This window comes from Variovorax sp. RA8, assembly GCF_901827175.1.
GTDB lineage: Bacteria > Pseudomonadota > Gammaproteobacteria > Burkholderiales > Burkholderiaceae_C > Variovorax.
Genome location: NZ_LR594662.1, coordinates 3,361,125 through 3,386,666, shown reverse-complemented (window position 1 = coordinate 3,386,666; position 25,542 = coordinate 3,361,125). Strand labels below are relative to the sequence as shown.

The 25,542-nt window shown below is 68.4% G+C and carries 19 protein-coding genes and 1 pseudogene; 14 read left to right on the top strand and 6 right to left on the bottom strand.

The features are described from left to right. Positions 1-77 precede the first annotated feature (77 nt). The 4 genes from E5P3_RS15820 to E5P3_RS15805 form a co-directional block, all read right to left on the bottom strand. A complete protein-coding gene (locus E5P3_RS15820; protein ID WP_162586840.1) occupies positions 78-1,430 on the bottom strand; it encodes an ATP-binding protein in 1,353 nt (450 codons plus the stop codon). Continuing rightward, positions 1,427-2,098: a winged helix-turn-helix domain-containing protein gene (locus E5P3_RS15815; protein WP_162586839.1), complete on the bottom strand. Its 672-nt coding sequence runs from the start codon at positions 2,096-2,098 to the stop codon at positions 1,427-1,429. Before E5P3_RS15815 ends, E5P3_RS15820 begins: the two co-directional genes overlap by 4 nt. A 199-nt stretch (positions 2,099-2,297) precedes the next feature. Beyond that, positions 2,298-3,329 (bottom strand): aldo/keto reductase, encoded by a 1,032-nt coding sequence (locus E5P3_RS15810; RefSeq protein WP_162586838.1) that lies wholly within the window; start codon positions 3,327-3,329, stop codon positions 2,298-2,300. Positions 3,330-3,374: 45 nt separating this feature from the next. After that, positions 3,375-4,565 (bottom strand): MFS transporter, encoded by a 1,191-nt coding sequence (locus E5P3_RS15805; protein WP_162586837.1) that lies wholly within the window; start codon positions 4,563-4,565, stop codon positions 3,375-3,377. 79 nt (positions 4,566-4,644) lie between these two features. Between E5P3_RS15805 and E5P3_RS15800 the strand changes: the two genes are divergently transcribed. The 6 genes from E5P3_RS15800 to E5P3_RS15775 are packed head-to-tail and all read left to right on the top strand — an operon-like array spanning position 4,645 to position 9,664. Then, positions 4,645-5,589 carry a LysR family transcriptional regulator gene (locus E5P3_RS15800; protein ID WP_162586836.1) on the top strand — a complete coding sequence of 315 codons (945 nt, stop codon included), beginning with the start codon at positions 4,645-4,647 and terminating at the stop codon, positions 5,587-5,589. Continuing rightward, a complete protein-coding gene (locus E5P3_RS15795) occupies positions 5,586-6,209 on the top strand; it encodes a paraquat-inducible protein A (protein ID WP_162586835.1) in 624 nt (207 codons plus the stop codon). The genes E5P3_RS15800 and E5P3_RS15795 overlap by 4 nt, the downstream gene beginning before the upstream one ends. Then, positions 6,206-6,868, top strand: a complete 663-nt coding sequence (locus E5P3_RS15790; RefSeq protein WP_232073152.1) for a paraquat-inducible protein A — start codon at positions 6,206-6,208, stop codon at positions 6,866-6,868. The genes E5P3_RS15795 and E5P3_RS15790 overlap by 4 nt, the downstream gene beginning before the upstream one ends. Continuing rightward, positions 6,865-8,490 carry a PqiB family protein gene (locus tag E5P3_RS15785; RefSeq protein ID WP_162586834.1) on the top strand — a complete coding sequence of 542 codons (1,626 nt, stop codon included), beginning with the start codon at positions 6,865-6,867 and terminating at the stop codon, positions 8,488-8,490. Before E5P3_RS15790 ends, E5P3_RS15785 begins: the two co-directional genes overlap by 4 nt. Further along, positions 8,487-9,110 (top strand): PqiC family protein, encoded by a 624-nt coding sequence (locus tag E5P3_RS15780; protein ID WP_162586833.1) that lies wholly within the window; start codon positions 8,487-8,489, stop codon positions 9,108-9,110. The genes E5P3_RS15785 and E5P3_RS15780 overlap by 4 nt, the downstream gene beginning before the upstream one ends. Positions 9,111-9,121: 11 nt before the next feature. Beyond that, positions 9,122-9,664, top strand: coding sequence for a methylated-DNA--[protein]-cysteine S-methyltransferase (locus E5P3_RS15775; protein ID WP_162586832.1), 543 nt, complete (start codon positions 9,122-9,124; stop codon positions 9,662-9,664). 315 nt (positions 9,665-9,979) lie between these two features. On the opposite strand, the gene E5P3_RS15770 is transcribed toward E5P3_RS15775, so the two are convergent. After that, on the bottom strand, positions 9,980-11,017 hold the full coding sequence (locus tag E5P3_RS15770; protein ID WP_162586831.1) for an endonuclease/exonuclease/phosphatase family protein: 1,038 nt from the start codon (positions 11,015-11,017) through the stop codon (positions 9,980-9,982). A gap of 282 nt (positions 11,018-11,299) precedes the next feature. Between E5P3_RS15770 and E5P3_RS15765 the strand changes: the two genes are divergently transcribed. From E5P3_RS15765 to E5P3_RS15735, 7 genes and pseudogenes are all read left to right on the top strand, one after another. After that, complete coding sequence (locus E5P3_RS15765) at positions 11,300-12,559, top strand: putative Na+/H+ antiporter (protein WP_162586830.1); 1,260 nt, start codon at positions 11,300-11,302, stop codon at positions 12,557-12,559. Positions 12,560-12,878: 319 nt separating this feature from the next. Continuing rightward, positions 12,879-13,951, top strand: a pseudogene (locus E5P3_RS15760) (NAD(P)-dependent alcohol dehydrogenase). Between the two features lie 10 nt (positions 13,952-13,961). Beyond that, positions 13,962-16,736, top strand: coding sequence for an HAD-IC family P-type ATPase (locus tag E5P3_RS15755; RefSeq protein ID WP_162586829.1), 2,775 nt, complete (start codon positions 13,962-13,964; stop codon positions 16,734-16,736). Continuing rightward, positions 16,733-17,155 carry a universal stress protein gene (locus E5P3_RS15750; protein ID WP_162586828.1) on the top strand — a complete coding sequence of 141 codons (423 nt, stop codon included), beginning with the start codon at positions 16,733-16,735 and terminating at the stop codon, positions 17,153-17,155. Before E5P3_RS15755 ends, E5P3_RS15750 begins: the two co-directional genes overlap by 4 nt. 78 nt (positions 17,156-17,233) lie before the next feature. After that, positions 17,234-18,439 (top strand): multidrug effflux MFS transporter, encoded by a 1,206-nt coding sequence (locus E5P3_RS15745; protein WP_162586827.1) that lies wholly within the window; start codon positions 17,234-17,236, stop codon positions 18,437-18,439. Continuing rightward, a complete protein-coding gene (locus tag E5P3_RS15740) occupies positions 18,426-19,856 on the top strand; it encodes an MFS transporter (RefSeq protein ID WP_162586826.1) in 1,431 nt (476 codons plus the stop codon). Before E5P3_RS15745 ends, E5P3_RS15740 begins: the two co-directional genes overlap by 14 nt. Positions 19,857-19,915: 59 nt before the next feature. After that, positions 19,916-21,520 carry an MFS transporter gene (locus E5P3_RS15735; RefSeq protein ID WP_162586825.1) on the top strand — a complete coding sequence of 535 codons (1,605 nt, stop codon included), beginning with the start codon at positions 19,916-19,918 and terminating at the stop codon, positions 21,518-21,520. A 22-nt stretch (positions 21,521-21,542) separates the two neighbouring features. On the opposite strand, the gene E5P3_RS15730 is transcribed toward E5P3_RS15735, so the two are convergent. Next, positions 21,543-22,013: a helix-turn-helix domain-containing protein gene (locus tag E5P3_RS15730; RefSeq protein WP_162586824.1), complete on the bottom strand. Its 471-nt coding sequence runs from the start codon at positions 22,011-22,013 to the stop codon at positions 21,543-21,545. Positions 22,014-23,011: 998 nt separating this feature from the next. Between E5P3_RS15730 and E5P3_RS15725 the strand changes: the two genes are divergently transcribed. Continuing rightward, entirely contained in the window at positions 23,012-25,540 is a 2,529-nt protein-coding gene (locus E5P3_RS15725) for a hypothetical protein (protein ID WP_162586823.1), read from the top strand. Positions 25,541-25,542 lie beyond the last annotated feature (2 nt).

Sequence of the window (25,542 nt, the reverse complement as noted above, 5' to 3'; positions counted from 1 at the left end):
GCGTTGAGCAGAGTCAGCTTGAAGGGGATCCGGGGGGCGGCGGTCGCGTCGGTCGTGTCGGTTGCGTCGGTCATGGTTCAGGGGCGTGAAGGAGGCAGGCAGCGGACATGGACCGCGAGTCCCCCCAGCTGCGGGGAGCGGCCGATGTCTATTGCCATGCGATGGACTGCGGCGATGCGGCGCGCGATCGACAGACCCAGGCCACTGCCGCTTTCGGAGTTGCCGAGCGCCCTGAAGAAGCGCGCGCCCAGCCGCCACATGTCCGAGTCGTCCAGGCCGGGGCCGCCATCTTCCACGCTGAGCCGCACGCCCGACGCGCCGCATGCGACGCGCACCGCGATGCGGGCCGAGGGCGGACTGTAGCGCACGGCATTGTCGACAAGGTTGCGGATCAGCACCGTCAGCAGCGTCTCGTCGCCGCGGACGATACAGGCCGGGCCGTTGTTCAATTCCAGGGACTGGTGCTTGGCGATCGCCCGCGGCGCGATGTCGGCCAGCACGCCGCGGGCGAGGGCGCCGAGGTCCACGTCCTTTTCTTCCGGCATGGCATCGGCTTCCAGGCGGGCCAGGGTCAACAACTGCTCCACGAGGCGGGTGGCGCGGTCGCAGCCGTCGATGGTGCCTTGCAGCGAACGGGAGCGGCGCTCGCCGTCGGCCTCGTGCATCGCGACCTGTGCGTGCGCGCGGATCGCCGCGATGGGCGTGCGCAGCTCGTGGGCCGCATCGGCGGTGAAGCGCCGCTCGGATTCGAGCAGGAACTCGATGCGGTGGAACATGGCGTTGAGCGCATCGATCATGGGCACCATCTCGAAAGGCGCATCGTCGAGCTGCACGCGGTCGAGCACGTCCGGCCTGCGCTCGAGCAGCGCGCGGCCGAGCCGGCGCATCGGGCGCAGCCCCCGGTGCACCGCCCACCACACGGCCAGCACCAGCACCGGCAGGGCAGCGAACAAGGGCCACAGGGTGCTCCGCAGAACCGCCCACAGGATCGCGTCGCGGGATTTCCCTTCTTCGCCCACATGGACCTGCAACCCGGCCTTGGGGTCATCGACCGAGAACACGCGCCACTCGCGGCCCTCGAGCCGGACGGTCCTGAAGCCTGGCGTGCCGCTGATGCGGCCCTCCACCAGCGGCGCGCGCGGCGCGTTGGCGGAGCGCAGCACCAGGCGTTCGTCGTGGAACACCTGGATCGCGGTCTTGTAGGCGTAGCGGTGCAGCGCGGGTGCGTCGACCGGGAGACCGCGCGCGGCCCCGCGCTGATGGGCGAGGACCAGGGCCGCGGCCTGGGCCAGGTGGCTGTCGAGGATTTCCTCGACCTTGTGGCGTGCGTCGAACCAGGTGATGGCGGCGATGCCACCCCAGACCGCGACCAGCAGGCCCAGCAGCAGCCATGCCAGTCGGCCCTGCAGCGAGTAGGCGGCCCGGATCACGGTGAGGCGGCGGCCCGCATCAGCACGTAGCCCACGCCGCGCACGGTCTGGATCAGCGCATTGCCCAGCTTGCGCCGCAACCGGTGGACATGGACCTCGATGGCGTTGCTCTCCACTTCCTGGCCCCAGCTGTAGAGGTGCTGCTCCAGTTGCTCGCGCGACAGGACGCGGCCGGCATGCAGCATCAGCGTGTGCAGCAGGTCGAACTCCCGCGTGGAGAGCACCACCGGCTCGCCGGCCTTGCGGACCGCGCGTGCGGCGGGGTCCAGCAGAACATCCTGCGCAACCAGGCAATCCTGCGGCTGGCCGTGCGAGCGCCGCACCAGCGCCCGCAGGCGTGCCGCCAGCTCGAGCATGTCCACCGGCTTGACCACGTAGTCGTCCGCGCCCGCATCCAGGCCGCGGACGCGATCGTGCACCGCATCACGGGCCGTCAGCACCAGCACGGGCAGCTTGACCTGGGCGTTGCGGACGGCGGCGAGCACCGCCAGCCCGTCCTTCGCGGGCAGGCTCAGGTCGAGGACGGAAGCTGCATAGGGATTGGCCCGCAGCGCGTGTTCTGCGGCCAGGCCGTCGCGCACCCAGTCGACCCGGAAGCCGAGCTGCTGGAGGCCGGCGCGAAGCCCTTCGCCGAGCAAGGCGTCGTCTTCCGCGAGAAGGATGCGCATGGGTCGGGATTGTCTTGGTCCGGGCGAGACGTTCAGTCATTGTCCCCTGGCTCGCGCCGGGCTTCGGTGGCGGAGGACTGATCGAGATTCGGCGTTCGTGTTCATGCGGGGCGGCCGCCATGATGCGTGCCCCGCCTTATCGAATCCTTAACGCCTTGACGCGTTCACGCGGCTGGGCGCACGGGCAGCCGCCCAGCCCTCAGACCGGGACCGGGCTGCGCTCGGCGAACTGCCCATTCCAGTACGGGTAGTAAGGGTAGGGCGGTGTCACGGCGCTGGCCGCATCGAGGCGCGCGACCTGTTCCGGGGTGAGCTGCCAGCCGAGCGCGCCGAGGTTCTGCCTGAGCTGTTCCTCGTCGCGCGCGCCGATCAGCACGCTGGCCACGGTGGGGCGCTGCAGCAGCCAGTTGAGCGCGATCTGCGGCAGGGTCCTGCCGGTCTCCTCGGCCACCTGGTCCATGGCATCGATCACACGGTAGAGCCGCTCCTCCTCGACCGGCGGCGCGAAGCCCGCGGTGTCGTGCAGCCGGCTGCCGGCCGGCAGCGGCTGGCCGCGCCGGATCCTGCCCGTGAGGCGGCCCCAGCCCAGCGGGCTCCAGACGATCGCGCCCACGCCCTGGTCGATGCCCAGCGGCATCAGCTCCCATTCGTAATCGCGGCCGATCAGCGAGTAGTAGGTCTGGTTGGCGACATAGCGCGACAGGCCCAGCCGGTCGGAAGCGGCCAGCGATTTCATCAGCTGCCAGCCCGAGAAGTTCGACACGCCGATGTAGCGCACCTTGCCCGCGCGCACCAGGTCGTCGAGCGTGCGCAGCACCTGGTCGACGGGCGTCATCGCATCGAAGGCATGCAGCTGCAGGAGGTCGATGTAGTCGGTGCCCAGGCGCGCGAGCGCGGCATCGGTCGCCGCGACCAGGTGGTGGCGCGAGGCGCCGACATCGTTCGGCCCGTCGCCCGCACGCAGGGCCATCTTGGTCGAGAGGATCACCTTGTCGCGCCGCCCCTTGACGGCGGCGCCGAGGATGGATTCCGAGGCACCGTTCGAATACACGTCGGCACTGTCGAAGAGATTGACGCCGGCGTCGAGGCAGATGTCGATGAGGCGGCGCGCCCCGTCCACGTCGGTGTTGCCCCAGGCGCTGAAGAGCGGCCCCTGGCCGCCGAAGGTGCCGGCGCCGAAGCCGAGGGCGGGCACCTTGAAGCCGGAGCTGCCGAGCAAGCGATGTTCCATGAGAAGTCCTTGGTCTTGGTTTGGGTTTGGTTGAGGAAGGGGGTTTCAGGTGCGTGCCGGCGCGCAGTCCGCCGGCGCCGGATCGCGCCGGTCGAGCCCGCGGCTCCACAGCGCGATGGCCAGGCCTGCCAGCGTGAGCAGCGCCGCCACCCAGCCCAGCGCGCCCAGGCCCGGGCCGCGGTCGATCACCGCGCCGCCGACCCAGGCACCCAGCGCATTGCCGAGGTTGAAGGCAGCGATGTTGAGGCTGGAGGCGAGGTTCTGGCCGGCCCCGGCCGCCTTCTCGAGCACGCGCAGCTGCAGCGGCGCGACCGTCGCGAAGGCCGCGATGCCCAGAAGGCCGACGAAGACGGCCGCGGTCACGCCGGTCTGCAGCGCCGGCTGCATCACCGCCAATACCAGGGCCAGCGCCGCCAGCGTGCCCAGCACGGCCGGCATCAGCGCCCGGTCGGCCAGCTTGCCGCCCAGGATGTTGCCGAGCGCGAGCCCGCCGCCGAAGAGCAGCAGCAGCGGCGAGACCGCGGATTCGGACAGGCCGGCTATGCGCGTCAGCAGCGGCTGGATGTAGGTGAAGACCACGAACACGCCGGCATAGCCCAGCACCGTCATGGCAAGGCCGAGCAGCACCTGCGGCCGGGCCAGCACCGCGAGTTCCTCGCGCAGCGGCGCCGGGGCTTGCGCGTCCGCGCTGCGGTCGCGCGGCACGAAGAGCGCGAGCACCGCCAGGGCGAGCACGCCGATCAGCGCCACCGCCCAGAAGGTCGAGCGCCAGCCGAAGTGCAGGCCCAGCCAGGCGCCGGCCGGCACGCCGAGCATGGTGGCAGCCGTGAGGCCGGTGAACATGATGGCGATCGCCGAGGCGCGCTTCTCGGGCGCCACCAGGCCGGTAGCCACCACCGAGCCGACGCCGAAGAAGGTGCCGTGCGCCAGCGAGGTGATCACCCGCGCGGCCATCAGCGTCTCGTAGCTGGGTGCCAGCGCGCAGGCGATGTTGCCGAACGTGAAGATCGCCATCAGCGCCAGCAGCACGGTCTTGCGCGAGACGCGCCGGGTGGCGATGGTGAGCAGCGGCGCGCCGACCGCGACCCCGAGCGCATAGCCCGAGATCAGCAGGCCGGCGGCCGCGATGGAGACATGAAGATCCGCCGAGACTTGCAGCAGCAGGCCCATGATGACGAACTCGGTGGTGCCGATGCCGAAGGCACCGGCGGTGAGGGCGAGGAGGGCGATGGGCATGATGCCCAGTACTGTGCGGGCATCCCCGCTGGATGACTAGAATGCCGTTCGGACACAGAACTGTGAGTTGAATTCACACATGGCGCGGATCGACGTCAACCGCTCCGGCGAAATGGAAGCCTTCGTGCAGGTGGTCGACCGCGGCAGCTTCTCGGCCGGCGCGCGGGTGCTGGGCATGACGCCCTCGGCGGTCAGCAAGCTGGTGGCACGGCTCGAGGCGCGGCTGGCGACGCAGCTGGTGCATCGCTCCACCCGCAAGCTGCAGCTCACGCCCGAGGGACAGAACTTCTACGAGCGCAGCGTGCGCGTGCTGGCGGACATGGACGAGGCCGAGCGCTGCGCCGCCGCCGGTGCCGCGCCGCGCGGGCGGGTGCGCATCAACGCCAGCTACGCCTTCGGCCACTGCGTGCTGCTGCCGCTGGTGCCGCGCTTCCTGGAACTGCACCCGCAGGTCACGCTCGACATCGTGCTGACAGATCGCGTGGTCGACCTGATGGACGAACGCACCGACATCGCGATCCGCTGGGGCCCGCTGCCGCCCTCCGACCTGGTGGCGCGCCATCTGTTCGACACCGCACAGGCGATCGTCGCCTCGCCCGGCTACCTGGAGCGCTACGGCACGCCGCGCACCCCCGAGGAACTGGAGGCGCACAACCGCATCGGCTCCACCTACCGGCGCCACGTGGCCGACTGGCCGCTGCTGGTCGACGGACGCCCGCTCGAGATGCCGGTGATGGGCACGGTGCGCGCCGGCGACGGCGAGACGCTGCGCCGGCTGGTGCTGGAGGGCGTGGGCCTGGGGCGGCTTTCGCTCTATCACATCCAGCCCGACATCGACGCCGGCCGGCTGGTGCCGGTGATGGAGGAGTTCAACCCGCGCGACACAGTGCCGGTCCACGCCGTCTACCTGGGCAAGGCCGGGCGGCTGCCGGCGCGCATCCGCGCGCTGCTCGACTACCTGGCCGCGCGCCTCGCCGACAATAAGCCGCAGCGGGCCGCCGGCCCGCGCCATTCCCAACCATGAAGGAAGTTCCCGAAGCCATCATTTGCGAAGGCTGCGATGCGGTGTACGAGCGCAAACCCCTTCGCCGGCGGCAGGTCGCCCGTTGCGGCCGCTGCGGCACCGAGCTCGACCGGCATGCCGGCGACCAGGCCGCGCGCGTGCTGCCGCTCACGGTGGCCAGCCTGATCCTGTTCGCGATCGCGAACCTGTTCCCGATCGTCGAGATCCAGGTGAAGGGCCTGCACAGCCAGACCACCCTGGCCGGTGCCGTGGTTGCGCTCAGTACCGAAGGCATGTCGCTGGTGGCGCTGCTGGTGCTGGCCACCACCATCCTGTTCCCATTGGCGCAGCTGTGCATCCTGTTCTACCTGCTCGTGCCGATGGCCCGCGAGCGGCAGCCGGCCGGCTTCGGCGTGCTGGTTCGGATTCTGCAGGTGGTGCGGCCATGGGGCATGGTCGAGGTGTTCCTGCTGGGCGTGCTGGTCGCCATCGTCAAGCTCTCGAGCCTGGCGCAGGTGGTGGCGGGCCCGGCGCTGTGGGCCTTCATGGGCCTGACGGTGCTGCTCACCTCGGTGCTGTCGTTCAATCCGCGCACCTTCTGGGAAATGGCGGTCGAACCTCGGCCGGGGCAGAAGCCGTGACCACCCAGACCGCCGCCGAGCTCGGCCTGCTGGCATGTCCCCACTGCGGCACCGTCTGGCGCGATGCTGCGCAGGGTGAGCGCTGTGCGCGCTGCGCCACGCACCTGCACAGGCGCAAGCCCCAGAGCATCCAGCGCACCTGGGCCTTCCTGATCGCGGCCTGCATCATGTACGTGCCGGCCAACCTGCTGCCGGTGATGATCACCAAGAGCCTCCTGGGCACGCAATACGACACCATCCTGTCCGGCGTGATCTACTTCTGGGTCTCGGGTGCGTACGGCCTGGCGGCGATCATCTTCGTCGCCAGCTTCCTGGTGCCGCTCTTCAAGCTCACGGCGTTGATCCTGCTGGCGGTGCTGGCCCAGCGGCACAGCGACTGGCGACGGCCGGAGCGTGCCAGGCTCTACCAGGCGCTGGAGGTCATCGGCCGCTGGTCCATGCTCGACGTCTTCGTGGTGTCGCTGCTGGCTGGCCTGGTGCGCATCCAGGGCTTTGCCGAGATCTCGGCCGGCGTCGGCATCGCGGCCTTCGGCGCGGTGGTGGTGCTGACCATGATGGCCTCGCTGAGCTTCGATCCGCGGCTGACCTGGGACACCAAGGACGTGATGGAAGACAAGGAGCCCGAACCCCGAATGGCTAGCAAGGAACAAGTGGTATGACCGACCCGCAGGACGGGACGAGGCCCCTGCCCACCCCGGTCGTCGTCAGGCGCCGCAACTGGCTGCCCTCGCTGATCTGGCTGATCCCCATCGTCGCTGCGCTGGTCGGCATCGCGCTGGTGGCGCGCATCCTCACGGAGCGCGGGCCCGAGGTGGTGCTGACCTTCAAGACCGCCGAGGGACTGGAGGCCAACAAGACGGCCGTCCGGTACAAGAACGTGCAGATCGGTACCGTGCAAACCATCCGCCTGGCCAGCGACCGCTCGAACGTGCGCGTGACGGTCCAGCTGAACAAGGAAGCGAAGAGCTTCACCGCGCAGGACACGCGCTTCTGGGTGGTGCGCCCGCGCCTCGACACCTCGGGCATCTCCGGCCTGGGCACCTTGCTCTCGGGCGCCTACATCGGCGCCGATGCGGGCGCTTCCGAGGAGACGGCCAGCGAATTCACCGGGCTGGAGACGCCGCCCATCGTCACGCGCGACGCCTCGGGCAAGCAGTTCCTGCTGCGCGCGCGCGACGTCGGCTCGCTGGACATCGGCTCGCCGGTGTACTTCAGGCGCATCAAGGTCGGCCAGCTCGCGGCCTACGAGCTCGACGGCGATGGCCGCGGCGTCACGCTGCGCGTGTTCATCAACACGCCCTACGACAAGTTCGTCGGCGCCAACACGCGCTTCTGGCATGCGAGTGGGCTCGACGTGCAGCTCGGCGCCAACGGCGTGAAGCTGCGCACCCAGTCGCTGGCCACCATCGTGCTCGGCGGCATCGCCTTCCAGGCGCCCGACGATGCGCAGGGCCCGGTCGCGCAGGAGAACACGACGTTTGCGCTGGCCGAGGACGAGGCCGCCGCCATGAAGGAGCCGGACGGGCCTTCGCAGCCCCTGCTGATGCACTTCAACCAGTCGCTGCGCGGGCTGTCGCCGGGCGCGGTGGTGGACTTCCGTGGCGTGGAGATCGGCGAGGTCAAGTCCATCGGCGTCGAGTTCGATCCGCAGGTGCGCGAGTTCAAGATGCCGGTGCTGGTCCAGGTCTATCCGGACCGGCTGCGCCGCCAGAGCCCGGGATCGCAGGAACCGCGCTACACGCAGGCCGAACGCCTGAAGTTCCTGATCGACAAGGGCCTGCGCGCCCAGCTGCGCACCGGCAACCTGCTGACCGGGCAGGTCTACGTGGCGCTCGACTTCTTCCCCAAGGCGCCGCCGGCCAAGGTCGACATCAACCAGAACCCGATCGAGCTGCCCACCGTGGCCAACAGCCTGGACGAGATCCAGGCGCAGGTGGGCGACATTGCGCGCAAGCTCAACAAGGTCCCCTTCGAGGAGATCGGCCGCGACCTGCGCAAGACGCTGGCCACGCTGGACAAGACCCTGCTCGGCGCCGAGCAGCTGGTTGCGAGCCTGAAGAACGACGTGAGCCCGGAGATGGCCGCCGCGATGAAGGACGTACGCAAGACGCTCAACAGCGCGGAGAAGACTCTGGCCGACGATTCGCCCCTGCAGCAGGACATGCGCCAGACGCTGCAGGAGGTGACGCGCGCGGCGGGCTCGCTGCGCGTGCTGACCGACTACCTCGAACGCCATCCCGAGTCGCTGCTGCGCGGCAAGCCGGAGGACAAGAAGAAATGAACACGATCCGAGCACGCGGCCTGGCATGGGTCGCCGCCGCGATGCTGGCCGCCTGCGCCAGCCCCGCGCCCCGGTACTACAGCCTGGCCGATCCCGATGCAGAGACGGGGCGGCCCGCGTCCACCGGCGGCACTGCGGGCTTCATCGAGCTGGCGCCCATTGCCATGCCCGAGCGCTTCGCGCGCCCGCAGCTGGTGGTGCGGCAGAAGGAGGCGGGCGCGGGGCCGGAGGTCGATATCCTGGAGCAGCACCGCTGGTCCTCCTCGTTCGAGAACGAGTTGCGCGACGCGCTGGCCAGTGGCATTGCGCAGCGCCTGGGCGCCGTCGATGCGACCAAGAGCGGGCGTCCGCGCGGCCAGCCGGTCACGCGTATTGCGGTGCAGCTGCGGCAGCTCGATGCGGTGGAGAGCAGCCGCGTCGACGCCGGCTTCAGCTGGACTGTGCGCCGTACCGACGAGAGTCCCGCCGTCGCCTGCCAGCTCTTCGTGTCGGAACCGGTCGGCGGCGGCATCGACGCTCTGGCCCTCGGCGCGCAACGCGCGACGGCACAGCTTGCCGACGCCATTGCGCGCAGCGTCACCGCGATGCAGGCCAACGCAGCGAACGCATGCCAGCGCTGAAAAAGGTGTAAATGAACCCCGAGGGTTTCGCGCTGTTCGATACCGCCATCGGCGCCTGCGGCATCGCATGGGGCCCGCGGGGCATCGTCGGCGTGCAGTTGCCCGAGGCCGGGGAGGGCGCCACGCGCTCGCGCATGCAGCAGCGCTTTGCGCAGGTCCCCGAGGCGCCGCCGCCGGTAGCGGTACAGGCGGCGTGCGATGCGATCCGTGCCTTGCTCGCGGGCGAGCCGCGCGACCTGGCGGAGATCGTGCTGGACTATGAAGACGTGCCGGACTTCCACCGCCGCGTCTACGACATCGCGCGCCGCATCGCGCCCGGCAGCACGCGCAGCTACGGCGAAATCGCCGCCGAGCTGGGCGACCGGCAGCTCTCGCGCGCCGTCGGGCAGGCGCTGGGCCACAACCCTTTCGCGCCGGTGGTGCCCTGCCACCGCGTACTCGCCGCAGGCGGAAAGCCCGGCGGCTTCTCGGCACATGGCGGCGCGGCAGCGAAGCTCAGGATGCTGATGATCGAAGGCGCCCGCCCGCCAAGCGACACGGCGCCCCTGTTCTGAGCCGCAGGCGCGCCGGGCGCCCACACGTGTAGGCGGAGTTCCGCGCCACACACGTCCAGATCGGATCGCCGAAGATCGAGGAAGGCGAGATCCGGGAGGTTGAGGCGGTCATGCGACCGGGTTGCTCGGCACCGGCCCGCCAGGGCGCACTTCGTGGGGCAGGCCGTGTCGCGCTACCGGGTGCAGGCGGGGGCATGCCCTGGGAGCACCGCTTGTCCCTGCGCTACGGCGCGGTGCTCCTGATGCTGCTCACGCCCCGGCCGTTCTGGCGGTGAGCGCTGCACTACAAGAGCTGACCGGGACCGGGGCGGTGCGCTACATCGCTTCCCTGATCGGCCTGTGCTTGAAGACGGCACGGATGATGCCGTGGTCATTGGTGCCGTCGGCCTTGTGGTTGTCAAGGTTGAGGTGGTCGTTGTTGATGGCCAGCCCATCGAAGAGCCACAACCGCTTGCGGCTGTTGTCGTAGAACTGCTCGCTGACCAGGATGTGGTCCAGCGACTCGCGGAAGTCCTGGTGCACGTGGGTGTAGTAGACGTCGCGCGTGTCGCGGTACTCCTGGAGCGTCTGCGCTGTGTAGAACGCCACGTCACCGCCGCCCACCGAGTCGCCCACCAGGTATCGTGGCTGCTCGGTCAGGATGTTGGCGGTGTTGCTCTGCTGGCCATCGTTGATGTCGCCCAGCACGATCACCGGCGTGTCATTGCCCTTCATCTGTTCGGTCAGCAGAAAGCGCAGCGCGGCGGCCTCGGCGGTGCGCCGGATCGTCGACAGCGCGGCGCCCAGCGCCGTCGAGTGCCTGCCGTAGCTCGGCTTGTCGGCCTTGAACCACGGCTCGTTGAAGACCTTGGTCGGTGCCTTCGACTTGAAGTGGCACACATACACATGGACGTCCGGCTCGTCCTTGCGCGGCTTGATCGTGAAATGCGCCACCGGCCTGGAGAAGCCGCGGATGCTCACATCGATCACCGGCGTCTGCGGATCGTCGCCGCTGGACTGGAGCTTGAACTTCGCGGGGAACTCGCTGATCCAGTCCGGCTCGCTGCTGAGCAGCCCCTTGCGCACGATCGCGGCGCAGACGATCTTGCGGCCGTCGGCATCGGGCGGCGCCAGCAGGTCGTACTCCTGCGTGAGGCCTGCGTCGTCGAGCGCCCTGGCGAGCGAGTCCGCGTGCCAGAGCTCCTGGAAGCCGAAGAGATCCGACTTCAGGATGCTCAGCTGCCTCGCCGTCCAGGCGATCTTCGACTCGTATTCCTGCTGCGTCCAGCCGTCCTTGTCCGAGTAGAGCGCCCGGCCCGGCTCGTTGAGGTTGTAGAGGTTGAAGGTGGCCAGGCTCAGTTCTTTCAGGTTCATGTCGTCCTCCTTGGGGTGTGGATCCAACTTGCCAGGGATTCATGACAAGGCTGCGAACAGCAAGGCGCATTTGGCTTTCGAGCTCGCCCTCGCACAACTACCAGATGTGGTAGGTCGCCGCGAAGCACCACGCGCCCGTCCCCGTGCTCGCCTTCCAGTTGGCGCGACGTACGGCCCACGGCCTCCACGCCTGGTTAGACTACCGGTGGGTGTCACACATTCGGGTGCGGCAGGTTTGTGCGATGGTCGGGCCGCCACGCAGCTTCCCCGCGCCCGTACCCAATGCCCAACCACACGATCGAGCTGATTGCTGCCGCCCTCTTCGCCATCGCGCTCATCCACACCTTTGCAGCCAAGCAGTTCGAGCGGCTGTCGAAGCGCTTTCCCAGCCACGCCGGCGTTTTCCATCTCATGGGCGAGGTCGAGGTCGTCTTCGGCTTCTGGGCCATCGTGCTGGTCTTGGTCATGGCGGCCATCAGCGGCGGCGATCAGGCGTTGGCGTACGCCGAATCGCGGCAGTACACCGAGCCGCTGTTCGTCTTCGTCGTGATGGTGGTGGCGGCATCCCGGCCCATCCTGCAGGCCGTGATGGGCGCCATCGACCTGCTTGCACGACGTCTTCCCGTGCGCACCTCATTGGCGACCGCCTGGCTGGGGCTGGCGGCTGTCCCCATTCTGGGTTCCGCGATCACGGAGCCCGCGGCAATGACCATCGCCGCCTTGATGCTCGCCCCGCAGGTCTTCAGGCAGGACCTCCCGGAGCGCGTCAAGTACCTCGCCCTCGGCGTGCTGTTCGTGAACATCTCCATCGGCGGCACGCTGACGTCCTTCGCAGCCCCTCCTGTCCTGATGGTCGCCTCGACGTGGGGCTGGGACAGCTGGTTCATGCTGCTCACCTTCGGATGGAAAGCGGCGATTGCCGTGCTGGTGAACGCCACCGTGGCGACGGTGGTGCTTCGCACCCACCTCTCTGCGGCGCCGGCGCCTGCGAACAGCGCCGCGCAGGAGAAGGTTCCCCTGCCCGTGATGGCGGTACACCTGGGATTTCTCGTCGGCGTCGTAGTCCTGGCCCATCATCCAGTCGCATTCCTGGGCCTGTTTCTGATGTTCCTGGGCTTCGCACAGGCCTATGAACGCCATCAGAACCCGCTCATCATCAAGGAAGCGCTGCTGGTGGCCTTCTTCCTTGCGGGACTGGTGGTGCTCGGTGGCATGCAGCAGTGGTGGCTGCAGCCCATTGTCTCCGGCATGTCGCCGCAAGTCCTGTTCTTCGGGGCGACGGCACTGACCGCAGTGACCGACAACGCGGCCCTGACCTATCTGGGCTCGCTCATCACGGGAATCTCCGAGCCGGCCAAGTACAGCCTCGTGGCCGGCGCGGTCGCTGGAGGGGGCCTGACGATCATTGCCAATGCGCCCAACCCGGCTGGCGTGGCGCTGCTCAAGCGCGGCTTTTCCGACGAGACGATCAGTGCGGGCGGGCTGCTCCTGGGCGCCTTGTTTCCGACGCTGGTCGCCGTGGCGGCGTTTACGCTCCTTTAGCGGGAACCCTTGCGGCGCAGGGGGAAGCGAGCGCCTTCGGGCTTCGGATCGATCCGACGATTCACATGAGCTCGCGCGCGGCTCACCTGCAACACCGGGACGTAGCGGGCCTAGAAGCAAGGGCAGCGTGCATGTCGCTCTGCGCGCAGTACACCCGTGACCCCGCTGCCTAATCAACCTGGTGTGCATCGGCGCGATCACCTGCGTGGCCGCGATGGTCTTCGCATGACCGGAGTTGACGCATGTCAATGTCCTGCGCAACGCGGCTGCTACCCTGGCTCGTTCCCCTGGTACCACATTCGAGATTGGAGAGTGTCAAATGGCGAAGATGAAGGCGGCGATCTTTGTGCAACCGGGCCGCATCGTGCTGGACAAAAGCCGATTCCCGATGTCGGGCCCCTCGATGCTTTGATGCGAGTGACCACGACGACGATCTGCGGGACCGATGTCCACATCCTGAAGGGCGAGTATCCGGTCGCCAAGGGCCTGACCATCGGTCACGAGCCGGTCGGCGTGATCGAGAAGCTGGGCTCCGCCGTCTCGGGCTTTCGCGAAGGGCAGCGGGTCATCGCAGGCGCCATCACACCCAGCGGATGGAGCAATGCCTGCCTCTGCGGCGCATGTTCGCAGGACGGCGCCGGAACGAAACATGGCTGGAAGCCGATGGGCGGCTGGAAGTTCGGCAACACCATCGACGGCTGTCAGGCGGAGTACGTTCTCGTGCCCGACGCCATGGCCAACCTGGCGCCCGTGCCTGATGACCTGACGGACGAGCAAGTCCTGATGTGTCCCGACATCATGTCGACCGGCTTCGGGGGGGCCGAGCGCGCGGGCATCCGAATCGGGGACACCGTCGCGGTGTTCGCACAGGGTCCGATCGGCCTTTGCGCCACGGCGGGCGCCAAGCTGAGCGGCGCCACGACAGTCATCGGCGTGGACCGGCTGGCGAACCGGCTCGAGATCGCGCGGCGCATGGGCGCTGATCTTGTGATCGACAGCAGCGCGAAGGACCCGATCGACGAAATCATGCGCCTCACCGACGGCCGGGGTGTGGACGTCGCGATCGAAGCCCTCGGCGCGCAGTCGACGTTTGAAGCTTGCCTGCGGGTACTGCGGCCGGGCGGAACGCTGTCGAGCCTGGGCGTCTACTCCAGTGACCTGACGATCCCGCTCGGCGCCTTCGCAGCGGGCCTGGGCGATCACCAGATCGTGACCACGCTGTGCCCGGGCGGCAAGGAGCGCATGCGCCGCCTCATGGCCGTCATCCAGTCCGGTCGCGTCGACCTCGGCCCGATGGTGACGCATCGCTTCAAGCTCGACGACATCGAGCAGGCCTACGAGCTGTTCGGGCATCAACGCGAGGGTGTGCTGAAGGTGGCGATCACGCCCTGATGGTGCGCAGATGGGTTACACGCCACCGAGCCCTGATTCTGGACGCCGGCCGGCGCCCGAAGATTCGCAGTGGCACGCTTGCGACAAGGACGACGTGCTCGCTGCAATGGACAGCAGCCACGGAGGTCTCACCCAGGCCGAAGCCGCGTCGCGCCTGGCTGTGCACGGTCCGAACTCGCTGCCGCCGGCGCCCGTCCCCAACCCGTTGGCCCGGTTCCTTGCCCAGTTCCACAACACGCTCATTTATGCGTTGTTGGCGGCTGCGCTGGCGGCCGCGTGGCTGGGGCATGGGCTCGACGCTGCGGTGATCGGCGCCGTCGTGCTGGTCAATGCGATCGTTGGCTTCGTGCAGGAGGGCAAGGCGGAGAACGCCCTGGCCGCGATCCGGCGCCTGATCTCGCCGCGTGCCCACGTGGTGCGCGACGGCCGCCGCCTGAGCGTGCCCGTCGCAGACCTGATTCCGGGCGACGTGGTGCTGCTGGAAGCAGGCGACCGCGTGCCGGCGGATCTGCGGTTGCTGCGGGCGCGCGGCCTGCTGATCGACGAGGCCTTGCTGACGGGCGAGTCGGTTGCTGCGCAGAAGCAGGAACGGCCGGCGGCCCGCGATGCCGCGCTCGGCGACCGCCACAGCATGGCGTTCTCCGGCACGATGGTCGCGGCCGGACAGGCAAGCGGCGTGGTCGTCGCGACGGGCGCGCGGACCGAGCTCGGGCGCATCAGCGACCTGCTGTCTTCGGTAGAGCCGCTGACCACCCCGTTGCTGCGCCAGGTCGACCGGTTCGGCCGCCGCTTCGCCGTCCTCGTGGCTGCCGGGGCGGCGATGCTCTTCGCCTACGCCGTGTGGATTCGGGAATGGAGCTGGGTCGACGCGCTGATGGCCGTCGTCGCGATGGCGGTCGGGGTGATTCCGGAGGGGCTGCCTGCCGTCATCACGATCACCCTGGCGATCGGCGTGCAGCGCATGGCCGCGCGCAACGCAGTGATCCGCCGGCTGCCCGCCGTGGAGACCCTCGGCGCCACCTCGGTGATCTGTTCGGACAAGACTGGCACGCTCACGCGCAACGAGATGACGGCCTGCCGTGTCGTCGGAACGACTCACGCCTTGCTCGTCGATGGCGAAGGGTACGCGCCTCATGGGCGCCTGCGTGCCACTGGCGACAGCGATGATGCCGATGCCCTGGCCGATGCGAGCGCGCTGCTGCGCTGTGCGGTGCTGTGCAACGACGCGACGCTCCACGAGGTGGATGGGACATGGACTGTCGTGGGCGATCCGATGGAGGGGGCGCTGCTCGCGCTAGCCGGCAAGGCGGGACTCGATCCGGACCATGAACGCAGCGAATGGTTGCGCAAGGACGAGATCCCGTTCGACGCCGCCCATCGCTTCATGGCCACGCTGCACCGCAATGCTGCGCAAGAATCGGTCGTGTTCGTCAAGGGCGCGCCCGAGCAGTTGCTGGAAATGGCGCAGCCGATGCCCGACGCTGCCCGTGCACGGTGGGCGAGGGCGCTCACCGAAGCTGCGTCGAACGGCGAACGGGTGCTCGGCTTCGGCACCAAGCGCCTACCGGAAGGGCAAGAGCATCTGCACTTCGACGACGTGGCCCGTGGCGTCGAGATGCTGGGGATCGTGGGCTTCATCGATCCACCGCGCCGGGAAGCCCAGCACGCGATTGCGCAGTGCAGGGCGGCCGGTATCGCTGTCAAGATGATCACCGGCGACCACGCCGATACGGCGACGACCATCGCCCGGCAGCTTGCTCTGAGCGACGAACCGCGCACACTCACCGGCGCGCAGCTCGATACGGTGCCGGATGCGTTGCTGCCGGACGTCGTGGAGCAGACTCACGTGTTCGCGCGCACGAGCCCGCAGCACAAGCTGCGCATCGTGCGGGCCCTGCAATCGCTGGGGCGTGTGGTCGCGATGACCGGCGATGGGGTGAATGACGCGCCGTCGCTCAAGCAGGCCGACGTGGGCGTGGCGATGGGTATCAAGGGCACCGAGGCGGCCAAGGAGGCATCCGAGATGGTGCTGCTCGATGACAACTTCGCATCCATCGTGAATGCCGTGCACGAGGGCCGGACCGTGTACGACAACATCCGAAAGGTCATCGCCTGGACCTTGCCGACCAACGGCGGGGAAGTACTGGGCGTGTTGATCGCGGTCCTCTTGGGCTTCGCACTGCCGATGAGCGCGGCGCAGATCCTCTGGGTGAACCTGGTCACGTCGGTCACACTGGGGCTGGCGCTCGCCTTCGAGCCGCCCGAACCCGGCGTGATGGCCCGGCCGCCGCGGCGTGCCGATGCGCCCCTGCTCTCGCGGTTCATGCTGTGGCGAGTCGTGCTGGTGTCGTCCCTCTTTGCCTTGGTGACGCTGGGCCTGCTCTTCCATGTGCTGGGTCGCGGCGACAGCCTCGACACCGCGCGCACGCTGGTCGTGAATGCGGTGATGGCCATGGAGGTGGCGTATCTGTTCAACGTGCGCTATCTCGGCATGCGGTCGTTCACGCTGCGCGGGGTGCTTGGCACGCCCGCCGTTCTGGCCGCGGTGGGGGTGTTGGCGACCATGCAACTGGCCTTCACCTACCTGCCGGCGATGAACCGGCTCTTCGCGACGCAACCCCTTGCGGCCGCCGATCTGCTGCTCGCAGGCGGCGCGGGCATCGCCTTGATGTTGCTGCTCGAGGCCGAGAAAATGCTCGTTCGCCGACTGCCATTTTTCGAGGAGAGCGCCGGGATGGTCGTGCGCACCGGTGTTCAGGAGATACGCGTTCAGGAGAGGCCATGAAGATTCTCATCGCGGCGGATGGAAGCATCTACACCACACGAATGCTGGCCCATCTCGACATGCAAGATGTGTGGCTGCGCGGAGAGCACCGATACACGGTCCTGCACTGCGTGGAGCCTTTGCCCCCGCGCGCTGGCGCGTACCTCGACGCCGACGCGCGAAGGCGCTACTACGCGAGCGAGTCCGAGCTTGTGTTCGAGCCGATCCGGACCTTCTTCAAGCACCACGGGGTCGACGTGAACTTCGTCAGCCAGGTGGGGAGCCCGGCGGAGGTGATCGCGACCATGGCCGACGGCGGAAACTTCGACCTGGTCGTCATGGGTTCGCATGGTCATGGGGCGCTGGCCGGACTGCTGATGGGATCGGTGGCGACGAAGGTTCTTGCCCTCAGCAAGACGCCCGTGTTGCTCGTCCGGTGAGCCTGGCGGGGCCGACCTAGCACAGCGAGCGCCATCCCGCTGGCGCTTGCCCATTGCGGCCGCGTTCACAATCGGGGCATGACTTCCTCGCGCTTTTTCAAGATCGCGCTCGTGCTCGGACTCCTGTCGGCCATCGGACCCTTCGCCATCGACATGTACCTGCCGGCGCTGCCCGAGATCGGTGCCAGCCTGGGCGCCGGCATCGGGCCGGTTCAGATGAGCCTCACGGCCTTCTTCATTTCCCTGGGCGTGGGCCAGTTGCTCTACGGCCCGGTGTCGGACATGGTGGGGCGCAAGCCGCCGCTGTACTTCGGGCTGCTGCTGTTCGCGGCGGCGAGCGTGGGCTGCGCCCTGGCCACGGACATCCAGACCCTCATCGCGCTGCGCTTCGTGCAGGGCCTGGGCGCCGCCGCCGGCATGGCGATCCCGCGCGCCGTGGTGCGCGACCTGCACACCGGCAACGACGCGGCCCGGCTGATGTCGCTGCTGATGCTGGTCTTCAGTGTCTCGCCCATCCTGGCGCCGCTTGCCGGCAGCGCGGTGATCGCCTTCGCCGGCTGGCGCGGCGTGTTCTGGGCCGTGACCCTGGCCGCCGCCGCCGGCCTCGCGCTCATGGCCGCGACCCTCAGGGAAACGCGGCCGGCAGAAGACCGCGTCGAAAGCAGCCTGGGCAGCGCCCTGCGTGCCTATGGCGTGCTGCTGCGCGACGCGCACTACCTGGGCCTGGTCTTCATCGGCGCCTTCGCGATGGCGGGCTTCTTCACCTACCTGGCCAACTCCTCCTTCGTGATGATCGGCCACTATGGGCTCTCGCCGACGCTCTACAGCCTGGCCTTCGGCATCAACGCCGCGGCCTTCTTCGGCGCGGCGCAGCTCAACGGCCTGCTGTGCGAGCGCTTCGGCATCGTGCGGGTGGTCAAGGCGAGCGTGAGTGCCTGCGGGCTGGTGATGCTGGCGATGTTGGCCTACTACCTCGCCGGCGGCGATCGCCTGGCGGTGCTGATCGTGCTGTACTTCATCGCCAGCGGCTTCATGGGTTTCGTCATCCCGACGACGTCGGTGCTCGCGCTCGAGAAGCACGGCGCCATTGCCGGCACGGCCTCGGCCTTGCTCGGCACGCTGCAGATGCTCACCGGCGCGGTGGTGATGGCGGTGATCGGCCTGTTCACCGACGGCCGGCCGCTGCCGATGGTCGCGGGCATGGCGGCCGGCGCGTTGATCGCCGTCGTGCTCACCTGGTTGACGCTCGGCGCGCACCGGCCCCTGGCTTATGCGGCGCGCTGAGCCGGCCGCGCTTGCAGAGCTGCCCGAAGTGGACGGGCTGCCGCAGCCGCAGCGCCGCTGGGCGATGCTGGTCATCATCCTGGGCATCACCGTCGCCGTGCTCGACGGCACCATCGTCAACCTCGCGCTGCCGGGCATCGCACGCGAGCTCCAGGCCGATCCGGCGCATGCGATCTGGGTGGTCAACGCCTACCAGATCGCGACGCTGGTGATGCTGCTGCCGCTGGCCTCCCTCGGCGACCTGGTGGGCTATCGACGTGTGTACCTGTGCGGCATGGTGCTGTTCACACTGGCCTCGCTGGGTGCCATGCTGGCCGACTCGCTGGGCACGCTGATCGCCGCGCGCGCCGTGCAGGGGCTCGGCGCCGCCGGGCTGATGAGCGTCAACTCGGCGCTGGTGCGGGTGGTCTACCCGCGTGCGCAGCTGGGCCGCGGCATGGCGCTCAACTCGGTGGTGGTGGCCAGCGCCTCGGTGGCCGGACCATCGGTGGCGGCGGCGATCCTCTCTGTGGCTTCGTGGCCCTGGCTGTTCGCGTTCAACGTGCCGCTCGGCTTGCTGGTGCTGGCGCTGGGCTGGCGCGCGCTGCCGGGGCAACGCGCGGCCGCGCTTGCCGGCGAGCGCTTCTCCTGGGTCGACGTGGTGCTCAACGTGCTGATGTTCGCGCTCATCTTCGTCGGCGCTGACCGGCTGGGCGTGCGCAGCGGGTCCGGGCAGGGCCCTGCGCCCATTGCCTGGGCGCTGCTGCTGGCAGGGGTGGCCGTGGGCTTCGTCTACCTGCGGCGGCAACGCGCGCTGGCCGTGCCGCTGTTCCCGGTGGACCTGCTGCGCATCCCCGTTTTCGCGCTGTCGATGGGGACCTCGGTGGGCGCCTTCTGCGCGCAGATGCTGTCCTTCATCGCGCTGCCTTTCCTGCTGCTCGAAACCTACGGGCGCACGCATGTGGAAGCGGGTTTGCTGATCACCGCATGGCCGCTGGCCATCGTGGTGATGGCGCCGATCGCGGGCCGGCTGATCGGCCGCTACCCGGACGGCTGGCTCGGCGGCATCGGCCTGAGCCTGCTGGCGCTCGGCCTGGTGCTGCTGGCGGCGCTGCCGGCGCAGCCGGGCAATGCCGACATCGTCTGGCGCATGGCGCTGTGCGGGCTGGGCTTCGGCCTGTTCCAGTCGCCCAACAACCACACGATCGTGACCTCGCCGCCCGCGCATCGCAGCGGCGCGGCCAGCGGCATGCTGGGCACCGCGCGGCTCACAGGCCAGACCTTGGGCGCGGTGCTGCTGGCGGGGATCTTCAGCGTCTGGCCTCCGCACGCGGGCCGCGGGCCGTTCATCGCGCTCGGCCTGGCCGCGGCTTGCGCTGCCGTGGCCGCGGTGTGCAGCACGCTGCGTACGCGCGAACCGCGCACTCGCAGCGCCTGAGGCGCCTGAGACGCACGACGGGCTTGGACGCCGAGCCACCGGCATCCATACTTCGTCCAATGAGTCAGATCGGCAAACCTCCGGGCGACGACGCCCTGATCCGGCACGGCTGCGAAGCGGCGCCGTGCCCCCCGCGCTCGAAGCCCTGGGTCCTGGCCGCGGCCATCATCGGCTCGAGCATGGCTTTCATCGACAGCACGGTGGTCAACGTCGCGCTGCCCGCGATCCAGCGCGAGCTGGACGCCACGGCCTTCCAGGCCCAATGGGTGGTGGAGTCGTATGCGCTCTTCCTGGCTGCGCTGCTGCTGGTCGGCGGCGCGTTGGGTGATCTCTTCGGGCGGCGGCGCATCTTCGCGCTCGGCGTCGTGCTCTTCGCGCTCGCCTCGGTGGGCTGCGCGCTGTCGGGCACGGTGCAGCAGCTGATCCTGGCGCGTGCGGTACAAGGCATCGGCGGCGCCTTGCTCGTGCCCGGCAGCCTGGCGCTGATCAGCGCCAATTTCGCGCAGAAGGAGCGAGGCCGCGCCATCGGCACCTGGTCAGGCGCGAGCGGCATCACCGCGGCCCTCGGGCCGGTGCTCGGCGGCTTCCTGGTCGATCACTACTCGTGGACCTGGGCCTTCCTGATCAACGTGCCGATGGCGCTGGCGGTGCTGTGGATCGTGTGGCGCCATGTGCCGGAGAGCCGCGGCAGCTCCGCCGGCAGCGGGCTGGATGCGTGGGGCGCCGCGCTTGCGACGGCGGCGCTGGGCGGCATTGTGTATGCCTTCATCGAGGCGCCCACGCAGGGCTGGGGCTCGGCGGCCGTGCTTGGGGCGTTGGGCATCGGCATTGCGAGCAGCGTCGCCTTCGTGCTCGTCGAGCGGCGTGTCGAATCGCCGATGCTGCCCTTGCCGCTCTTGCGCATCGGCAATTTCGCGGGGGCCAACCTGCTGACTCTGCTGTTGTATGCGGCGCTGGGGGGAGGGTTGTATTTCTTTCCGCTCAACCTCATCCAGGTGCAGGGCTACTCGGCCACGGTGGCGGGTGCGGCGCTGCTGCCGTTCATCCTGATCATGTTCGCGCTCTCGCGCTGGGCGGGGCAACTGGTCGATCGGTTCGGGCCGCGATTGCCGCTGGTGGTGGGCCCGAGCATCGCCGCGGCGGGCTTTGCGCTATTTGCGGTACCGGGCGTTGGCGCGAACTACTGGACGGCGTTCTTCCCCGCTGTGGTGGTGCTGGGGTTCGGCATGGTGGTCACGGTGGCGCCGCTGACGACGACGGTGATGAATGCGGTCGGGCCGGAGGCTGCGGGGATCGCATCGGGCGTGAACAACGCGGTGTCACGTGCGGCGTCGGTGCTGGCGATCGCTGTGTTCGGGGTGGTGATGGCGTGGGCCTTCGATTCGGTGCTGGCGGAAGGCTTGCGCGAGACAGGGGCCTCGGCACAGGCCAGTGCGTTCATCGAGGGGCAGCGCAGCAAGCTGGCAGGGGCGGAGATGCCGCCGGGCATTGATGCTGCGGCTGCGGCGGCGCTCAAGCGCGCGGTGGCCGAATCTTTTGTGGCGGGATTCCGGTGGGTGATGCTGATCTGCGCGGGGCTGGCACTGCTGAGTGCGCTGAGTGCGTGGGTGATGATCGGACGCGGGCCGAGTGGGGCGGGGGTGGCGGTGCCGAGGCCGCGTTAGGGCGAGTGAGACGCCGGGTCTCCTAGGAGCGCTTGGCTGCTTGCTCCAGAACCTTGAGCAGCCGAGAGGCGGAGGATTGAGTGCTTCGCGCAATGTCGAGCGCAAGCTGGACGGGGTACTCCACGAGGTCGATGTCGCCGGCCTCGACGCTTTCGATGAAGCCGGCGTCACGGCCGATTTCTTGATCGAGCTCGGTGAGCGAGAGCTGCGCCGCCGTGCGAAGCATGCGCACGTACTGGCCCGGGGCGTGCGTCACGACGAAGTCCTTGTTGTCGGCGTCGTCGAGACCCAGCAGTGCGTAGAGGGAGAAACCAAGTAACGAGCAATACAGGAATGCCCTGCGAACCTGCATTGCCGAGGCCGATTCATGAGCGAGTGCCTCGACGTCTTCAGGCTCCTCGCCGGCGTGCGCGGAGGCATCATCGTGCTCGTTCGAGTCCAGACGAATCCAGGTGCCTTGAATGCGTCTGTGCACGCTCATGTTGTTCTCCATTGCAGGTTTGGGAAATCTTTGTGAGTACCGGTCCGAAGCTCTTGCGACGGGTTCCGGTTTGCCGGGCTGGCGCCGACAGGCTGGGGCATTAGAAGGCCTTGGCAGGCTTGTCGTCAAGGCGCGGGGCTGTGGTTGGATAGGCGAATCAGGGGCGTCGATCTCTGGCCGCGCCGCGCCCGTGGGGCCATGATGTTTAGACCAAGTGAGGAAATGCTGTCGAGCAGGAGATCCGCGCATGTCACTTCAAGCGGAATTCCTACGAAGCACACGTCTGGGTTATCAAGCTCCGTGTGAATAGCGAACAGTCGGTCTTGTGGGTGCATCAGGCACATTGGGCGAATACGCCACGATCGTTCGTGGAAGCGAATGTGCTGGAGTGACCGATGCCAAGACCATCGCGACACAGGCCGACCAGACGGAGGTGAAAGTCCCCGGTCCCGGGCGAGGCGCGGTGGCGGTCAGGCTTCGATAAGAAGATGTTGAAAGTGAGCGCGCACGCGTGCACTCCGTTGGCGGCTTGCCATGGGTTCTCCCTGGAGGTTTGATCTTCTCGCTGCGCGTCGTGGCACGCAGCGGCGCAATTCAATGAGAGGCGTCGCGGCGGCAACGACATCCTGCCGCCGCATCCACTCCATTGGTGGCGCGGATCATAGTCACGCAAGCCACAACACAACAGGCAGGAGAAAGTTCAAGCGGAGTCAATCTGGGCACCCGGTGGTAGCACTTACCGTCGCTTCGAGAGACCTCGGGAGACTTCAGGCCTCAACCTCTCACTCCTGACAATAGCGGCCCCAGGAGAAAAGGTCCGCTCAACGTGCTCGTCAAGGGATACGTCGAGCAGGGCAAGGTCATCCAGCAGGGGAAAGTTCTGCCATGTGCAGGTCCACCTACGACCTTTGGTTAACCCACATGGCCGATACCCAATCCCACCCCGCGCACCCACACTGCGCCTCGTGATCCCCCGTTCACCGACGTTGTCGGACGCAGGAGGAATGGCCATGATCCCAAGACGCTGCTCTGCGGCGACGCAAGTGCTGTTGCCGCTGGCAGTCATCCTGTGCCTCGCGGCCTGCAGCAAAGGCCCGAAGCCCGGCGAAGTGCTCGACGAGGCCAAACAGGCCGGCCGCGACGCCGCCTCCTTCCCGCACGCCACCGAGGACTACTTCCGCGACATGGACGGTGGCATCGCGCTCACACCCGAAGAGGTCAAGGGCCGCAACATGTGGCTGGTGTGGAGCGGCGGCAACGACCGCTTCTGGACGCAGATGACCGACTACACCTTCGGCGCCTTCGACCTGCTGAAGGTGGTGAGCACGCATCCCACGCTCGGCTACTCGCGCGCCAATCGCTGGAGCTATTTCGGGCTGGTGAACGAACCCTGCTTCGAGGCCGCTACCGCGCCCGACAAGACGCGCCGCGGCCTCTGGCTCGATGTGCGCAGCAAGGACTGCGGCCCCGACCCCTTCGAGAACGAGAGCAAGTACCCCGGCGTCAAGATCGGATCGCGCGGCCAGCCGCTGGGCGACGGCACGACGCAGCCGGTGGGCTCCTTCTACGGCTGGGGCACGGGCATCGCGGGACTTCGGCTCTTTCCCAACCCGGCCTTCGATGCCAAGGCGGCCAAGGAATGGGACGCGGAGAAGTACTACACCGACCCCAACTACTACAACCGCAAGGACCTGGTGCGGCCGTACCGCGTGGGCATGTCCTGCGGCTTCTGCCACATCGGCCCCAGCCCGGTGAAGCCGCCGGCCGATCCCAACAGCCCGAAGTTCGAGAACCTCAGCTCCTCGGTGGGCGCGCAGTACATGTGGGTGGACCGGCTCTTCATCTACAACGCCAACAAGCCCGAAGGCCGCACCAACTACATGTTCCAGCTGGCCCACACGTACCGGCCGGGCAGCATGGACACCTCGCTGGTCTCCACCGACAGCATCAACAATCCGCGCACGATGAATGCGGTGTACGACTTCGGCGCCCGGCTGGAAATGGCCAAGCGCATCGGGCAGGAGAAGCTCGCCGGCGGCGAGCTGCACAACAAGCAGTTCAACGACTTCGTGACCAGCGGGCCGCTGCTGGACTTCTTCGCCAAGCCCGACGCGGTGCGTACGCCGCACGTGCTGAAGGACGGCGCGGATTCGGTGGGCCTGCTGGGCGCTCTCAATCGGGTCTACCTCAACATCGGCCTGTTCAGCGAGGAATGGCTGCTGCACTTCAACCCGGTGGTGGGCGGCAAGACGATCACGCCGATCCCGATCGCGACGGCGCAGAAGAACTCCAGCTACTGGCAGGCGACCGAGGCGGGCACGCCCGACACGGCGTTGTTCTTCCTCAAGGCGGCGCAGCCCGACCGGCTCAAGGACGCGCCCGGCGGCACCGAGCACCTGCAGGCCGGCGCGGGCCTGCTCGAACGCGGCAAGACGGCCTATGCCGACACCTGCGCGCGCTGCCATTCCAGCAAGGCGCCAATGCCGCCGCCCGCACTGGAGCTCACGGCCGCGAAGTGCGCGGGCGCCGGCTACCTCGACTGCTTCAAGCGCTACTGGAAGTGGACCCAGAGCGACGAGTACAAGGCCGAGATGCGCAAGATCGTGCAGGCGCCTGATTTCCTCCAGGGCAACTACCTGTCGACCGACGCGCGCATCCCGGCGACGCTGCTGCGTACCAACATCTGCAGCCCGCTCGCGACCAATGCGCTGGCCGGCAACATCTGGAACGACTTCTCGTCGCAGACCTACAAGCAGCTGCCCTCGGTAGGAACGGTGACGCTGCGCGACCCCTTCAGCGGCGAGCCGCGGCCCTATGCGATGCCGGCCGGCGGGCGCGGCTACACGCGCGTGCCTTCGCTGATCAGCGTCTGGTCGACGGCGCCGCTGCTCCTCAACAACACGGTCGGGCCCTTCGACATCGATCCCTCGGTCAATGCCCGCCTGCGCAGCTTCGAGGCCTCGATCGAGCAGATGCTGTGGCCCGAGCGGCGCGAGCGCGACCCGGAGCTGGGCGACAAGGTCGAGGGCCTCATCGATCGCACCACCGAGCGCAGCACCGTGACCGTGCCCACCGGCTTCGTGCCCGAGGCGCTTCGGCCGTTGCAAGGCACGCTGCACCGCTGGGCGCCGTGGCTGGCGGAGAAGGACGGCGACATCGTGCTCGGCCCCATTCCCAAGGGCACGCCGGTGGCGCTGCTGGCCAACCTCAAGCTGCGCGCCGAGGGGGACAGCCTGCACGAGAAGGCGACCCACGTGCGCGACGTGGGCGAGCTGCTGATCGAGCTCAGGCGCGCGCTGAAGAGCGCCCCCGCCGGCGTCACCGACGAGCAGCTGCGCGAGCATTTCTCGAAGCTGCGCGAGCCGATGATGCAGTTGAGCAAGTGCCCGGACTTCGTGGTCAACCGGGGCCATTACTTCGGCACCGCGCAGTTCAACCGGCAGGACGGATTGAGCGAGGACGAGAAGGCCTTTGGCCGCGAGCCGGAGCTGGGCGACGAGGACAAGCGGGCACTGATCGCTTTCCTGAAAACCTTCTGAGG